We start from the raw sequence: 14,920 nt of genomic DNA, 5'->3' as shown, positions 1-14,920 counted from the left end.
CTATCTAGCAAACATCATATGATAATCACGTTTTTTATAGACTCGCCTTATTCATTGACAAAGGCTATCTTTGTAAGTCCTGCTTGACTGGCAGCGGCTAGCACTTGAGCGACCGTGTCATACTTACTGTCTTTGTCAGCATGCAATTGTACAGAAGGGTCTTTACCTCCAGCACTTTGCTGTTGTAACCGTGCCTCTAACTCCTCCATGCTAATCGCATCGCTGTCCCAAAATATCCCTGCGTCTTTATCGATGCTAATTTGAATAGCCTCTGGTGGCGCCTCATTTAACGCAGCACTGGTCTTCGGCAGCTCTAGTGGCACTGTCGGATTCAGTACGGTCGCCGTCAATAGAAATATAATCATCAATACCAGCATGATGTCGATAAGCGGAATGAGGTTCATCTCACTCATACTTTGACTGTCATCATCACCCAATTGAAATGCCATAATTACTCTCAATACATTTGGTTATTCGCAATATAGCTCGCTTGACTATCGCCTAACGGACTGTCCCATCAATGGATAGTCGTTAAGGCTGCGACGCGGCTGAACTGTGATAATGAGTCACTTGCTGAACATCTGCTGTGTTCGAGTGCATACCCTTTGCTAACGAATCTTGGGTAACAGTCGATTTACTGTCCGTTAACGGCTGCTGGGTAACGACCATTTCGGCAGAACGTGCTAATAAGTCATGCGCTCTATCGTTGGCGTGATACATCACACGGCGATTGATACGCACTGCAAGATTATAAAACACCACGGCTGGAATCGCCACGGCGATCCCTAAACCTGTCATGATAAGTGCCTCACCGACTGGCCCTGCTACTTGTCCCAAGCCTGCTTGCCCACTCATGCCAATATTATGTAGCGCATGAAAAATTCCCCATACCGTCCCAAACAAACCGATAAATGGCGCAATTGCTGCCGTCGTCCCAAGAATAGGTAAGCCACGCTCACTGGCAAAACGGTAACGACCAATATGCTTGAGCAAGATCTGCTCAGTAACCAAACGGCGAGTAGTGGCATCTGCTGCTATCATCTCAGCCTGTTTTACTTGAATCTGTTGATTCAAATCATCTGCAACATTGGCGGCCAATTTGCGGCTTTGTAGCACACGAATGATGCCTGTCACCCAAGAAAGAATAGATAAAGCAAGCAACAAAAAGAACAAAGTTTTTGTCACCATGTCGCTGATTTGCCAGTATTGCATAAAGTCCATGTCAGACTCCTTTGTATTTTATTACCATTGTTCGATTATTTGCGATTGCGCCGATGCTTGGTACTAATAACCATGTATTTATGGCACATTATAAGTAACAGGTAATGTCACATTACCGACGACGGGTACGCCATTTTTAGTAAAAGGTCTGAATTTTCCAGAGCTTACTTGACGCTGCGCCTCTTTATCTACTATTGAATTGCCTGAAGATTGAGCAACGCGGGCGCTATCAATACCGCCCTGCTTATTCACTCTTAATATCAATACCACTTTGAATGTATCACCCGAAGATGCTCTACGAGCGGCTCGAGTAGGAAAGCTAAAGTTTGGCGCTGATGCCCAGTCTGCAGCACTAGCAGTAAAGCTCACAGGTTCATTACTTGCAGCGGCTGCGGCTTTTTGCGCGGCATCTTTAGCCGCTTTGTCTTCTGCTGCTTTTCTGGCATTCGCTTCGGCTTGAGCCTCTCGGGCAGCCTTGGCATCGGCTATTATCTTAGCATCTTGCACTGCTCTATCATGGGCTTCTTGAGCGGCCTTTTGTGATTCTGCTGCTAGCATTTTACGTCGTTCTTCAGCTTCACGTTGACTATCAGCCATTGAGGTATCCACCTTCGATTCTACTATTGGCTTTTTCGACACCTCTTTTTTAATAATATCAGGCTTCTTTTTTTCTACTTTTACGACAGGTGCTATATCAGCCTTTTTGGCTTTTACCACCGGTTTTTCTGGTGTATTTTGCTTAGCCTTCACTACTGGAGCTACTTTAGGTTTTGACGGTGCTTGTTTTTTAGATTCAGGTTTTGACTCTGTTTTAGGCGCTGCTTTTTTGGGCGTTACTTCCTGAACTTTTTCTACTTCAGGGACGGCCGTTTTGACAGGTAACGTCACCATCTCTATCTCGATAGGTGGTGTGTCTTTTTTTGGTTCAACTCTTATCTCAGGCGTCTTGATCGCCACCAATGCAACTGCCGTCAGCACGTGCAAGCCCACCACTATAATAATAGCTGCGAGTATCAATTTAAGTGGTGGCGCGTCTAAATCCGTTGAACTCATAACACCCTAATATTCATTAACCGAGGTAGAATGGCGTAGATAATAATGCAAACGATAATTATTATCAATAATAAATTTATAATAATTTTGCTTATTAAGCAAATAATCGGCTAATAATTTAGCGTTATTAATAAGCAAAACCTACTTAATCATTCGACCACCCTTTCTCAAATATCGCTATGCATGCTTATTGTGCCAAGGCAGTCAAACCCCATGTAATAAAGTGACGTAATAAAAACCATTATCATTTGTATTGATAATGAGTCTCAATTAATTTATCATAGCCCCTAATCGACTGCGAATCTTTAAGATTACAAAATCTCAAGATATTAAGGCATGTTGAACATCTCAATAGCTAAGCGTAAAAACAAACCATAAAAAATCATAACGTCAAAAGTAATACCGTCGAGCATTGTATGGTGTGAAGAATTACATCGATGAAGTTCTTTTTACTTTTATATGACCGATTATTTGATACATCCTTTGTCCAACCAGCTGATATACCGAGTTATTTATGTCTATTATTTTATTGCCTAACCGCTCTACTCCTTTTTTCAAACGACCTTTACTGACTGCTATGGTGACCGCTCTAGTTGCTACGATCAGTGTGACAGGCTGTAGCTCACCTGAATCTAACGACTCCGAGCCCGCTGACGCTAAGACTGAAAATCAAACAGCAGATCATGCCTCGAATGTCGCTAATAACGATGCGGTCTCTGTTGAAAAAATCACGGTCGACACGGTAAAAGGTAATGTCGACTTGGCAATGAATCCATCGCCGTTGGTGGTCTATGATATGACGTTGATGCAGGATTTGGCCGCGCTTGATGTTGCTGTCGATGGTATGCCAAGCGGTCTAAAATTAGACAATTTACAGTCTAAGACACAGCCTGAACCAAAAACTGTCGGCACCGTATTTGAGCCAGATCTTGAGGCGTTGAACGCGATGCAGCCGCAAGCTATCTTGGTCGGCTCACGCATGGCAGAAAAATATGAGGCGCTGTCCAGTATTGCGCCAACGCTCGACATGACAATTGATACTGCAAATATCTATGAATCGAGCAAGCAGCGTTTGCATGATTTGGGTGCATTGTTCGGTAAAAGTGCTCAAGCAGCGAAACTGCAAGGCAATATCGACGGGCTCATTGATGAGACTAAAACATTAACCAAAGATAAAGGTAAAGGCTTAGTGGTCATGGTCAATGGCAATAAGCTGTCTGCCTACGGCGACAAATCACGCTACGGTTTTATCCATACCGTGCTAGATATTCCGATGGCAGATGACCAAATTGCCGATGCACGCCACGGTCAGCCAATCTCGTTTGAATACATCCAAAAAACCAATCCAGACTGGTTATTCGTCGTCGATCGAAGTGCCGCCATTGGTGAAGATGGTGCTGGTGCCAAAGCCGTATTGGACAATCCACTGGTCGCGCAAACCAACGCATGGAGTAAAAATCAAGTGGTTTACCTTAGCCCAGACTCATATCTTGCCTTTGGCGGTTATTATCAATGGATGCAGGATTTGACGACCATTAAAGAGGCTTTTGCTAACGCTAAATAAAGAATGCGTTAAATAAGCAATATGCTACACAAGCAACATGTTAAATAAGCGTCATTCGTTTTTTGGCAGCTGTCATCACTGTCAGTTGCCAACCCTCACTTTAAGCCAGTAGCTGATATGCCGTTATTTTCCTCTCGTGCGCAGACCAGCGTTAAAGCCCGCCCTACTTTACCAGCCGCATCAACGAGTTGGCAAAAAAGCGCAAGCCGTGGTCTAAGCTCTAAAAATCGCCGTGCTTCTATACCACCGTGGGTCATCAACACGGGCAGCCTCATTATTATGGGGCTTTTGGTGTTATTAAGCTTATCAATTGGTGTGGCTGATTTTTCGTGGTCAGGTATATTTCACAGCCTTATCAACCATAGCGCCAACTCCGACAGCTCACTGCTACTGGTCAGTCGCCTACCGCGTACCATCGCTATTATCTTGACCGGTGTTTCCATGGCAGTTGCTGGGATGATTATTCAAGTGGTGCTCAAAAACCGCTTCGTTGAGCCATCGATGGTCGGTGCAACTCAAAGCGCTGCACTGGGATTATTGATGGTTAGCCTGCTATTTCCAGCCAGTGCGCTCATTGTCAAAATGGGTGTAGCTACCATCGCCGCGGTATTTGGCATGATGCTGTTTATGCTACTGATCCACCGCATTCCGCCAACGGATTTTTTGATGATCCCACTGATTGGTATCGTCTTTGGCGGTATCATTGAGGCAGTGACGACTTTTATCGCCTATCAAAAAGAATCGTTACAGATGCTCAGCGTCTGGCAATTTGGTGATTTCTCTGGCGTCTTAGCAGGTCGTTACGAGCTGCTGTGGCTGACAGGCGGACTGTGCGTGCTGGCGTATATCATTGCTGACAAACTGACTATCGTCGGTTTGGGTGACAATATCGCGCTCAATTTAGGCATTAGCAAACGACAAGTAACATGGGTTGGCGTTGGTATGGTGGCGATGATGAGTGCAGTTGTCGTTGTAACCGTTGGCATGATTCCTTTTATTGGTTTGGTCGTGCCTAATATCGTCAGCCGATTGATGGGAGATAAATTGCGCCGTAGCTTACCAGCGGTGGCATTATTGGGGGCTTCAGCGGTGCTATTGTGCGATATTATTGGGCGCTCGATACGCTATCCATTTGAAGTGCCTGTTGCGACAGTTTTTGGGGTCGTCGGCACAGTACTGTTTTTATGGCTGCTATTACGGGCGCCTGCTGAGTCATAAAACAGCTCGCCATAAAATTGTGTATTAATGACGACTCAATAACCCTCTTTACCTCTTCTCTCTCTTGTATCGCTCCTTTGTCTGATTGGATAAGCCTAGCACTATAGGATTTACGTATGCTTTCACCGTCTAAGCATGATTTTATAAATGACAGCTCTACAAAGGCTAGCTCAGCACAAAAAAGTGCGCCAAAAAGTAGGCACTCAAAACAAAATAATGACGTCATTGCTACTAGACAAAGTCTCTTAGCAAAATTTTGGGCATTGATAGCTGGTCACCCAAAATCGATAGCAGCAGTTATATTGCTAATCTCGACAATCCTATTTCTGACAGTCAACGTCAACGGGCATTGGGATTTTGCGCTACCGCTTCGAGGTAAGAAATTACTGGCGTTAATGGTCGTCGGTTATGCAATTGGTGTATCGACTTTATTATTTCAAACCTTAACGCACAACCCTATTCTGACTCCGTCACTGCTGGGCTTTGACTCACTGTACGTTTTATTACAAAGCCTGTTGGTTTTCTTTTTGGGCGCAATAAGTTTTAGCAGTATCAATCCTCTTGCCAAATTCACCCTTGAAATTGTTTTAATGTTTGGCGCATCTTTACTATTATTTCGACTACTATTTTCAAAAAGCAGTCAGGATCTGACGCGACTGATATTGGTGGGCGTTATCTTTGGTGTCTTGTTTCGTAGCTTATCAGCCCTGATTGCCAGATTGATCAATCCTGATGATTTCGTGGTCGTACAATCTGCCAGTTACGCGCAATTTAATACGGTCAATCCGCAGCTGCTTGGTATCAGCATTGTTATCTGTGCCATTAGCGCACTGTTTATCTGGCGCTGGCGTTATCAATGTGACGTATTGATGCTTGGCAAATCACAAGCCATTAACCTCGGTATCAATTATCAACGCCTAGCGTTTGGACTATTAACGGTCATTGCGGTATTGGTCGCCACGGCAACCTCATTGGTCGGTCCAGTGACCTTCTTTGGGCTGTTGGTTTGTGCGCTAACCAATCGTATCGCTCGGCATATGTATCACAGCGAGCGTCTGATATTGGTCTGTTTGGTGGCGATGATTTGCTTGGTACTCGGTCAGACGATATTTGAGCAGCTATTGGGCATGGCGGGTGTGCTATCAGTGGTGATTGAATTGGCGGGCGGTTTGGTATTCTTAATATTGATTTTTATGACTCAGCGTCGTTAATATCGTACTTATTTAATAATCACTGACCTAGTAGCCAATTATCTAAAAACCATTGATATAGTAATGAAAAATCAGATCCTTTGTAAAAATAAGAACCACTATGATTAAACTCAATAACATCTCGCACCATATTGGCAAACAGCAAATTCTTCATAACATTACGTTGTCATTACCAAGCGCCCAAGTGATTGCCCTGATTGGTCCCAATGGCGCGGGTAAATCCACCTTGTTTTCGGTCATGGCGCGCTTGCAACCGCTACAGTCGGGACAGGTCAGTTTCGCTGTAGATAATGAGGAACGTGATATTGTTAGCTGTCATGCGCGAACCTTGTCCAAAACGGTGGCGATGCTTGGACAAGACAACCAAGTGCAAGGGCGACTGCGCGTGCATGAGCTGCTGATGTTTGGGCGCTATCCCTATCATCAAGGACAGCCAATCGCAGATGATCAGCAAAAAGTAAACGAGATTATCGAACGTTTTGAGCTTGCGCCGTTAGCCGAGCGTTTTTTATCGACACTATCGGGTGGTCAGCGTCAGCGGGTATTGATTGCGATGATTGTTTGCCAAGATACGCCGTATTTATTGCTCGATGAGCCGCTGAATAATTTGGATATGTACCATGCTGGTCGCCTGATGCGTGAGCTGCGCGAATTGAGTCATAGCCAGCAAAAAACCGTGGTCATTGTGCTGCACGATATCAATCAAGCTGCGCAGTTCGCCGATACCGTGGTCACCATGAAAGAGGGTCAGGTGATGGCTGTTGGTCAACCTGCAGAGGTCATCACCCAAGCAACTATGAAGGATCTGTATAACGTCGATGTTAGCGTGCTCAGTCATCAAGGTCGCCCTGTGATTGTCGATGCGGTTTAAGTACAGAGCTTCGCAAACAATAAAAGGAATTGTTGATGCATAAAATCCTATTGAATCATCGATGGATAAATTACAGAAACTTATCTCTATTAATTTTAATCATTAGCTTTTGTCTGTGCCTTTATTACGCTGTGAATAAAGAGATAGCAGATACCCTATTTTGGTTAGGCATGACTTTGTATGTGCTAAGATTGGTGGTTATTCCGATGGATTTTACTCAAAATATTGCTTCAGTAGATTATACAAAAAACTTTGACGAAAATAATAGCTGGCATAGAAATGTCATGCTAGGTGAGCTATTTGCCTCCTTGCTCCTTACCGTTGGGATAGCCTACAGTATATTTTTGCAATTAAAGCTTTAGTTAGCGACCTTAATAAATACTATCAAAGATAGCCGTACTCTTTAATATTGACGTTACCACTTTTACCTCTGAAGGTTGCATCATCATTATTATGGATATGGTTTAAGTACAGCATATCTTATAGTTGCTCTTTAATGGCTGGTTTCACGTAATCGCTTCAAAGAGTTGTCTTTAACCGTCAATTTTTGCTTTTGCTTTAATCGACTTTGACGCCCTTTGAGCCATAAATACACACCTGTGCCAGATAAGACCGCCACGGCTAACCCCGTCAATGCTAAAAATATTTGATACAACAAATGACCTACGCCATGGCTGATATGACCCATGTGTAGCGTTGCCATCCATTGATCAGCTTTATTACCAAATGAGCTTTGATAGCCAAAATGAACACGCTCGACATTGCCTGTTGCGGCGTCAACCGTGATAGATGACGCACCGCCTTTTTTACCGATATCTTTATTGGTTTTAAAGCGCATTTGCCATTGATTGTCCTCTTCTACCCAACGCACTCCCAATAGCTGCTGGACGTCGACGCCATTTTTTTGCGCGGCGATCTCTGCCTGCCTGCTTAAATAAGCAATACTATTAGCCTTGTCTACCTTATTAGTACTGTTCATATTAGTGCCAATAGTAGTCGCCTCATCACTACTAGATTCAGTATTTATCGCAGGCTTATTTTGTTTCTTTTCTTTGCCTTCATCTCTACCTTCAAGTCCTACTAGCGCTTGCATTGCAGGCTGATATATCGGTTTTAAATTAAAACCAACACTCGACCACGCAATCACAAACAACATGAGCCAGAGCCATAAGCCAAACGCATGATGCAAGTCATAATTGAGCTTAAAAGTATTGGTCTTACGGCGGATTTTCCAAGCAGGTAGCCAGCGTTTAAAAAATGAAGCGCGGGGTTTGCCAGATGGTTTTCTCAATGCGGTTTGTTGAGATTTATTGGCGCTAGCTGCTCTTGGAAAGGTTAAATAGAATCCGATGAAACAATTAATCGTCCAGATTAAAGACACGATACCCAGTATTAATTTTCCGATATCACCTAGCAATAAATCTCGGTGCAACCAAAATACCTTATACATCGTATTGCGCCATGCCCACGCCTCTTTATCACGTGTACCGATGATTTCATTGGTATAGGGATTGACATAGACTTCTTGAAATGGGGCTTTAGGAGCATTATCTGCTGCCTGACCTCGCGTTCTATCTACCGAAAAAACGGCTGATTTGTTCAGCGCTACTGACGTTGGCATACTAGAAAATTGATACTGTGGATAAGCGCTGATAACAGCATCATGCAGTGTGGCGATCGGTAGTGGCGGCTTGTGTTGCGACTCAATATTTGCCAGCTTGTGATTGAACACATCATCCAGCTCATCATGAAACGCCAATAGCGTGCCCGTGATACCAGCAATGATCAAAAAAGCTGCCATCGCAAGCCCAGTATAACGATGAATCCATAAACAGCTCTGACGTAACGTAGGGGGAAATGAAGTCATTAGTATTGGTTTTTTATTCATCGTTTCTTTATTCATTGGTTGTTTTGATTGGTATTTAAAAAAAGTTGTAATTGCTATCACATGCTTCATCATTTACTGACCATAAAAAAGCCAGCTCTCATACAAAGACAGCTAGCTTTTAGATATTACCAATAACAGTTAGATTAGAATTGATAGGTCAAAGAGGTTTTGATATTACGACCCATCTCAAAATCTGTAGCCGTAGCATTAGCTGGATTTAAGCGCGAACCGTGGCTAGCATAAGTTTCATCAAACAGGTTATAAACCCCAACTGTGGCTTTCAAGCCATCTACTTGAGCTGGAGAGTAGCTCATAAAGATATCATGGACATCATAGCTCGGTTTCTTAAGCTCCGTAACGTCACCTCGAAGTATAAAGGTTTGCGTAACAGGGGCTACATAGGTACTGCGCCAGCCAAGCTCAGTGGTATCAGTTGGCTGATACGCTAGATTGACCATGTATTTATCACCTGCATCTGATCCTGACCCTGTTTGTGAATAAAAACTATAACCCGTATCTTCACCTTTACTACGCGCATGAGCATAGCTTAAACCCATGCTAAAGTTATTCATTTTATAATCAGCGGCCAGCTCAACACCTTTTATTTTATAATCTTCGTCCTTATTGACCGCACCTTGGCAATCATTCCCAAGGTTTGGTCCACAGCTTAGACCTGAGCGTATAAATTCAATATAGTTTTCGATATTGGTTTCAAAGTATTTACCGCTTAGTTGTAGCGAATCATTAGCCGTAGTGAGATCACGCAAGGTGGTTACGACACCCACTTCAGCGTTATCACCCTCTTCTGCTTTTAGGTCGTTGTTAACCACTGTGCCAGCACCATCTCGATTGAAGATAGCTTGGCCTAAATCTGGGCCATTGAACAGCTGAGTATAGCTAGCAAAAACCTGCGTACTCGGCGCAATCTCATAGCTTGCGGCAAGTGCACCGACAACATTATCGTAAGTTTTGCCACCAGCAATAAAATCAGGTGCTTCATAGCGGTCATAACGCACGCCTGGCGTTAGGCTAAATTTACCCATTTGCCATTGGTCTTCTAAATAAACTGAGGTATTTTTAGCACTATCTTCCCCTGATGCGGGCAGTTTTGTTGCACGGTCTTTAGCGGTGTAAAAATCTGACTGCTTTTTATAGTGCTCTAATCCTGCGATCAGTTTATGGCGTCCTGACGTTGCATCAATTACACTGGTGTTTTCGATCTTACCACCAGTAGTTTTCACTTTTGCATCCCAATCATAGCCTGGCGATGTTTTCGGGTCATTATCACGTGAAATTTGGGTCTCGGTTTGATAAATGGTGGTATCAACGTCAACCAGCGAGCTTGCTGGGTTAAAGTTATAATCAAGCGTATAGGTATCACGCTTTACTTTTTGCGGGATTGGATCATCGCCGAGGCTTGGAAAATCCGGACGGAATGGGAAAGTCCCTTCTTTATCAGTACGGCTAAAGCTTGCGCCTACATGATGGTCATTACCAACATAGGCGCCGGCTTTTAATAAGAAGCTCTCGCTCTCACTGTCTTCAAACAACTCACGGCCTTCACCGTCTTCACCCGAGCTGGTATCACGCTTGCCATAATAAGCCAATAAATCGACATTATCAGATGGTGCGCCAAAAACTGTGGCTGACGTCAGTAGCTCATCATTATTACTGGCATAACCTGCTTTTAGCTTGGCACCAATCTTTTGACCAGGTTTAAGTAAGTCAGCGGCATCGACCGTTTTAAAAGCAACCGCGCCGCCAAGTGCATCATTACCGAGCGTGACAGAATTGTTGCCCACTGCCACATCCGCTTGTTTGAGCAAATCAGGATCAATGGTGATATCGCCCATATGATAGAACAGCTTGCCTTCTTGGCGCGCGCCATCAATGGTGACTTTTAGGTTGCTGTCTTCAAGACCGCGAATACGAATGCGCTGGTTGACCGATGACGTACCGCCTATGGTCACGCCTGGCACCACATTTAAGAAATCGCTTAAATGGCTTGCTTGCTGTGCAGGCGTATAGTCTTCTATGTAAACAGAATCGGTTTGCACTTTATCACGTACTGAGCTATTGGCTGTCACCGTAATGGTCTGCAACGTGGTGCTTGGCATGTCTTCTGCAGGTGCTGCACTGACTGCTTGTGACCATAATACCGCTGCCACGCCCATGGACAATACCGTCATTTGACTAGATAGTTTTGATAACTTTACTTCACGCATAACACACTCACCTTATTGACTATCACAAATTAGAATTTTTAAGAGCTATTTACTGTTGAGCACAGCTTGTGGCAGTTGCACCGCTTATTATTGAAAACCATTTTTTAGACGATTAGAGTCTTGACAAAGACAAAGTCTTTCATACGAATAACAATGTTAATGATAATTATTAGCATTTTAATAGTGAGAGGCATAATAACGAAGTACTAACAATTTGGCAATAATTAATGCGAGAAATTTAATATTAAAAGATAGCGCTAAATCTGGCTGGCTTATTCCGTTTTGTTGCTTACTGTTTTTAGACAAGTCAAAATAGCGAGCAAACCAAATCCACTGCGCTATGTTCGTCTAATAGACTGTTATTATTTAAGAAATAAAGCCATCAACATGAAAAAAAACGTTGCAATGGCCAACCCTTTCACTATACCCTTAGATAGTTGACCAATTAGTCAGGTTTAAACCTACGACTATTAGTCATATTGATAAATAATAGCTAGCTGCTGATATTTATTAGCACAAGGATAAGTGCGACTCTTTGTGAGACAACTAAGCAATATGAAGATAAACGGTGTGTCGATATCCATCTCTAAACTCATCACACTGCTTAGCTCTCTCCACAGAGCTTGGACTAAAAGTCACTTTAGGAGGAAGCCAAGATGAGCGAACACATTCAAGGGAACCCCGATTTACTATACGGATTGCATGACCGCCCTACCCCTACAAAAGCCTTTTTGGGCGCAGTACAACACGTACTTGCCAGCTTTGTCGGTATCATCACCCCCTCATTAATCATAGGCGGCGTCTTGGGTTTAGGAGAACATATCCCTTATCTCATCAGCATGTCATTGATGGTATCAGGGGTCGCTACCTTTATTCAGACGCATAAAGTTGGACCAGTAGGTTCCGGTCTTATGGCGTTACAAGGAACCAGTTTTGGCTTCTTGGCCGCGGTATTGGCAGCAGGTTTTGTGGTAAAAAACAAAGGCGGGAGTCCGGAGGAGATTCTCTCTGTTATCTTTGGCGTCTCCTTTCTTGGTGCCTTCGTTGAGATTTTCTTAAGCCAATTCATCACCAGACTCAAATCTCTGATGAGCCCTATCGTGACGGGTTGTGTGATTGTGACTATCGGCCTGTCATTAACCAAGGTTGGTCTGACGGATTTGGCAGGCGGCGTGGGCGCTGAAGATTTCGGGAGTATACAGAATCTAATGCTCGGTGGCGGAGTCTTGGTCAGTGTGGTGTTGATTAGTATTGTTAATAATAAAGTCATTCGCTCCAGTGCTATCTTTATAGGGCTGATGCTTGGTCTGATCGCAGCCATTCTTATGGGACGCATTGATTTCTCTTTGGTCTCTGATGCCCCTATCTTTACGCTACCTGTGCCATTCAAGTTTGGCTTTGGGTTTGATTGGCAGGCTTTTATTCCTATCGCCTTTATGTATGTCATTACCAGTATTGAAACCTCTGGTGATTTGACGGCGACTTCGATGATATCAGGCGAACCCATCAAAGGACCTTTATACGAGAAACGCATTAAAGGTGGCGTATTAGGTGATGGTGTCAACTCATTAATTGCGGCGGTGTTTAACACGTTCCCAGTGACGACTTTTAGCCAAAACAACGGCGTGATTCAGATGACTGGCATTGCCAGTCGCTATGTGGGCTTCTATGTTGGCGCTATCTTGTTCACTATGGGGCTATTCCCTATTTTGGGTGCTATCTTTACCCAATTGCCAAAACCAGTCGTTGGCGGTGTGACGTTATTGATGTTTGCAACGGTAGCGACCGCTGGTATTCGCATCCTATCAACGGTCAACTTTACCCATCGAAATATCTTAATCATTGCCACTTCGCTAGGTCTGTCTATGGGCGTGGCTTTTGTTCCTGATGTATTCGCACAAGCGCCTCAGCTTTTCCGTAATATCTTTGGTTCGGCGGTTACTATGTCAGGTATTGTGGCCATTACTCTCGATATGATTTTGCCCAAAAACTACGGTGTCGAATTTGATACGGCAGAACAGCATCTGGATGACGGTCTAAAGCCTCTTAGACAAAAGGCTTCTTAAACGTACGTTAGGATAGTCAAATTCTTTACCAATCAGCATTGCTGTTCTTGGTTCTGGTTCTGAACATTGACTCTTTTAGTTCTCATTAATACGAAAGCATTTAAAGTACTTTCGTATTAATGGCACGTTATAGACATAAAATAATAGTACATAAGCACTACTCAAGACCACAGCCACGCAAAATAAACGGCACTAAAAAGTCTGCCGCCCGCGCTTCATCCTGCTGATCGTACTCACTCTTTTCCATCAAACCAACGATTTCCGTCTCAAATTCTGCATATCGCTGCGTCGTTGCCCAAATCAAAATCAATAGCTGTAAAGGGTCAGCGATGCCAATTTTGCCTTGCTCATGCCAAGTTTTCATCACTTGTGCCTTGTCTAGCGCCCACGCCTTCATGGTCGCCGACATAAATTCATGCAGGTGCGGGGCACCGCCGATGACTTCCAGCGCAAATAATTTATGGCGATTGGGATGAGCAAACGCTTGATGTAATTTGGTACGGACAAACTTTTCGATGACCGTTTTAGGGTCACTATCGACACTCATAGCGACCAAGCCATCGTTCCACTCTTGAATAATAGAATGCAGCACTGCTTGGTACAGATTTTTTTTATTCTTAAAGTAGTAATGCACGTTGGCTTTTGGCAGCTCGGCTCTATCGGCAATACCTTGCATCGTCGCACCGCGAAAACCTTGCAGCACAAACTCCTCTTCTGCCGCCGCCAAAATGACGGTTTGATTGTGGGCGCGGATATCTTGCTGATTGCGCTGTACAGGCGTGTCAGACGCGGCTTGTGGTTCTATATCGTTATGTTGAGCCATGATTAATGTTACCTGTCATTATTGTGATGAATAGAGAGCCATATCCCAGCCAATAACTGGATTCATATGCTGATTTTTATGAAATATCACCAGTCTAAATAAAATATTTGCATAAAGTAGTTGACCAAATGGTCAGGTTTAAGCAGAATAGCTCATAGTAAACCAATTATTAATCGATAAATACTACTTTAGCATGAGATGTTATCGAGAGATGCTACTCCACTGCTTTTGTCAGAAAAGAAAAGGATGTCATAGTGAAATTATCTTTACAGCAGTTTAATGAGCTCTCAACAACTGAGGCAATTTCACATCTATTGACCTGCTGTACCAGCACCCATTGGGCACAGGCTTTAGAAAAAAAACGTCCTTTCGCTGATATATCTACATTACTTGCTCATAGTGATGATGCTTGGGCACAAGCACAGACAGCAGAAGCCCAGTTACTAAAGGCTTTTGATGGTCATCCACAAATCGGCAACGTCGACTCGTTAAAAGAAAAATACCGCAATACTCAAGACAGTGCTGCCCATGAGCAGTCGGGCGCTAATGATGCCAATGACGAGGTGATTGAAGCTTTGGCACAAGGCAATCAAGACTACCTTGATAAATTTGGCTTTATCTTTATCGTATTTGCCACTGGTAAGAGCGCGCAGCAAATGCTCGATTTATTGTTAGCACGCTTGCCCAATGATCGCGCTACTGAACTGGTCAATGCGGCGGCTGAGCAAAATAAAATCACCCGCTTACGTTTACAGAAACTGCTGAGTGACGCTTAACGCA

Annotated in this window: 13 protein-coding genes; 7 read left to right on the top strand and 6 right to left on the bottom strand. The window is 43.7% G+C overall.

The window, feature by feature from the left end:
* Positions 1-47: 47 nt before the first annotated feature.
* From INT03_RS08925 to INT03_RS08915, 3 genes are all read right to left on the bottom strand, one after another.
* On the bottom strand, positions 48-449 hold the full coding sequence (locus INT03_RS08925) for an ExbD/TolR family protein (protein WP_193008662.1): 402 nt from the start codon (positions 447-449) through the stop codon (positions 48-50).
* 82 nt (positions 450-531) lie between these two features.
* A complete protein-coding gene (locus INT03_RS08920; protein ID WP_045453206.1) occupies positions 532-1,221 on the bottom strand; it encodes a MotA/TolQ/ExbB proton channel family protein in 690 nt (229 codons plus the stop codon).
* A 78-nt stretch (positions 1,222-1,299) separates the two neighbouring features.
* Positions 1,300-2,274 carry an energy transducer TonB gene (locus tag INT03_RS08915; protein WP_193008661.1) on the bottom strand — a complete coding sequence of 325 codons (975 nt, stop codon included), beginning with the start codon at positions 2,272-2,274 and terminating at the stop codon, positions 1,300-1,302.
* Positions 2,275-2,788: 514 nt separating this feature from the next.
* On the opposite strand from INT03_RS08915, the gene INT03_RS08910 reads away from it, so the two are divergent.
* The 5 genes from INT03_RS08910 (at position 2,789) to INT03_RS08890 (ending at position 7,500) form a co-directional block, all read left to right on the top strand.
* A complete protein-coding gene (locus INT03_RS08910; RefSeq protein ID WP_193008660.1) occupies positions 2,789-3,838 on the top strand; it encodes a siderophore ABC transporter substrate-binding protein in 1,050 nt (349 codons plus the stop codon).
* A 117-nt stretch (positions 3,839-3,955) separates the two neighbouring features.
* The gene (locus tag INT03_RS08905) at positions 3,956-5,056 is read left to right on the top strand and encodes an ABC transporter permease (protein ID WP_193008659.1); all 1,101 of its coding nucleotides are present in this window, start codon (positions 3,956-3,958) and stop codon (positions 5,054-5,056) included.
* 116 nt (positions 5,057-5,172) lie between these two features.
* Positions 5,173-6,267: an iron chelate uptake ABC transporter family permease subunit gene (locus INT03_RS08900; RefSeq protein WP_226951673.1), complete on the top strand. Its 1,095-nt coding sequence runs from the start codon at positions 5,173-5,175 to the stop codon at positions 6,265-6,267.
* A 100-nt stretch (positions 6,268-6,367) separates the two neighbouring features.
* Positions 6,368-7,138 (top strand): ABC transporter ATP-binding protein, encoded by a 771-nt coding sequence (locus INT03_RS08895; RefSeq protein ID WP_193008658.1) that lies wholly within the window; start codon positions 6,368-6,370, stop codon positions 7,136-7,138.
* A 35-nt stretch (positions 7,139-7,173) separates the two neighbouring features.
* Positions 7,174-7,500 (top strand): hypothetical protein, encoded by a 327-nt coding sequence (locus tag INT03_RS08890; RefSeq protein ID WP_193008657.1) that lies wholly within the window; start codon positions 7,174-7,176, stop codon positions 7,498-7,500.
* A 131-nt stretch (positions 7,501-7,631) separates the two neighbouring features.
* Here INT03_RS08890 and INT03_RS08885 read toward each other — a convergent pair whose 3' ends face one another.
* Together INT03_RS08885 and INT03_RS08880 are read right to left on the bottom strand one after the other, a co-directional pair.
* Positions 7,632-9,005 (bottom strand): PepSY-associated TM helix domain-containing protein, encoded by a 1,374-nt coding sequence (locus tag INT03_RS08885; protein WP_193008656.1) that lies wholly within the window; start codon positions 9,003-9,005, stop codon positions 7,632-7,634.
* Positions 9,006-9,169: 164 nt separating this feature from the next.
* Complete coding sequence (locus INT03_RS08880; RefSeq protein WP_193008655.1) at positions 9,170-11,251, bottom strand: TonB-dependent receptor domain-containing protein; 2,082 nt, start codon at positions 11,249-11,251, stop codon at positions 9,170-9,172.
* Positions 11,252-11,907: 656 nt separating this feature from the next.
* Here INT03_RS08880 and INT03_RS08875 point away from each other — a divergent pair.
* Positions 11,908-13,317 (top strand): uracil-xanthine permease family protein, encoded by a 1,410-nt coding sequence (locus INT03_RS08875; protein ID WP_226950181.1) that lies wholly within the window; start codon positions 11,908-11,910, stop codon positions 13,315-13,317.
* A gap of 157 nt (positions 13,318-13,474) precedes the next feature.
* Here the strand turns inward: INT03_RS08875 and INT03_RS08870 are convergent, their stop codons facing one another.
* Complete coding sequence (locus INT03_RS08870) at positions 13,475-14,140, bottom strand: TetR/AcrR family transcriptional regulator (protein ID WP_193008654.1); 666 nt, start codon at positions 14,138-14,140, stop codon at positions 13,475-13,477.
* A gap of 254 nt (positions 14,141-14,394) precedes the next feature.
* On the opposite strand from INT03_RS08870, the gene uraD reads away from it, so the two are divergent.
* Positions 14,395-14,916 (top strand): 2-oxo-4-hydroxy-4-carboxy-5-ureidoimidazoline decarboxylase, encoded by a 522-nt coding sequence (gene uraD / locus INT03_RS08865; RefSeq protein ID WP_193008653.1) that lies wholly within the window; start codon positions 14,395-14,397, stop codon positions 14,914-14,916.
* Positions 14,917-14,920 lie beyond the last annotated feature (4 nt).

This window comes from Psychrobacter sp. PG1, assembly GCF_014897815.1.
Taxonomy (GTDB): domain Bacteria; phylum Pseudomonadota; class Gammaproteobacteria; order Pseudomonadales; family Moraxellaceae; genus Psychrobacter.
Note: the sequence above shows the minus strand (reverse complement) of the source record. Positions and strands in the feature narration are given on the sequence as shown.

Bases quoted from the DNA above. Each gene is read 5' to 3' on its own strand.
- INT03_RS08890 (WP_193008657.1), top strand. From the start codon at position 7,174: ATGCATAAAATCCTATTGAATCATCGATGGATAAATTACAGAAACTTA.
- INT03_RS08915 (WP_193008661.1), bottom strand. From the start codon at position 2,274: ATGAGTTCAACGGATTTAGACGCGCCACCACTTAAATTGATACTCGCA.
- INT03_RS08885 (WP_193008656.1), bottom strand. From the start codon at position 9,005: ATGACTTCATTTCCCCCTACGTTACGTCAGAGCTGTTTATGGATTCAT.
- INT03_RS08880 (WP_193008655.1), bottom strand. From the start codon at position 11,251: ATGCGTGAAGTAAAGTTATCAAAACTATCTAGTCAAATGACGGTATTG.
- INT03_RS08875 (WP_226950181.1), top strand. From the start codon at position 11,908: ATGAGCGAACACATTCAAGGGAACCCCGATTTACTATACGGATTGCAT.
- INT03_RS08900 (WP_226951673.1), top strand. From the start codon at position 5,173: ATGCTTTCACCGTCTAAGCATGATTTTATAAATGACAGCTCTACAAAG.
- INT03_RS08870 (WP_193008654.1), bottom strand. From the start codon at position 14,140: ATGGCTCAACATAACGATATAGAACCACAAGCCGCGTCTGACACGCCT.
- INT03_RS08895 (WP_193008658.1), top strand. From the start codon at position 6,368: ATGATTAAACTCAATAACATCTCGCACCATATTGGCAAACAGCAAATT.
- INT03_RS08905 (WP_193008659.1), top strand. From the start codon at position 3,956: ATGCCGTTATTTTCCTCTCGTGCGCAGACCAGCGTTAAAGCCCGCCCT.
- INT03_RS08925 (WP_193008662.1), bottom strand. From the start codon at position 449: ATGGCATTTCAATTGGGTGATGATGACAGTCAAAGTATGAGTGAGATG.
- INT03_RS08910 (WP_193008660.1), top strand. From the start codon at position 2,789: ATGTCTATTATTTTATTGCCTAACCGCTCTACTCCTTTTTTCAAACGA.
- INT03_RS08920 (WP_045453206.1), bottom strand. From the start codon at position 1,221: ATGGACTTTATGCAATACTGGCAAATCAGCGACATGGTGACAAAAACT.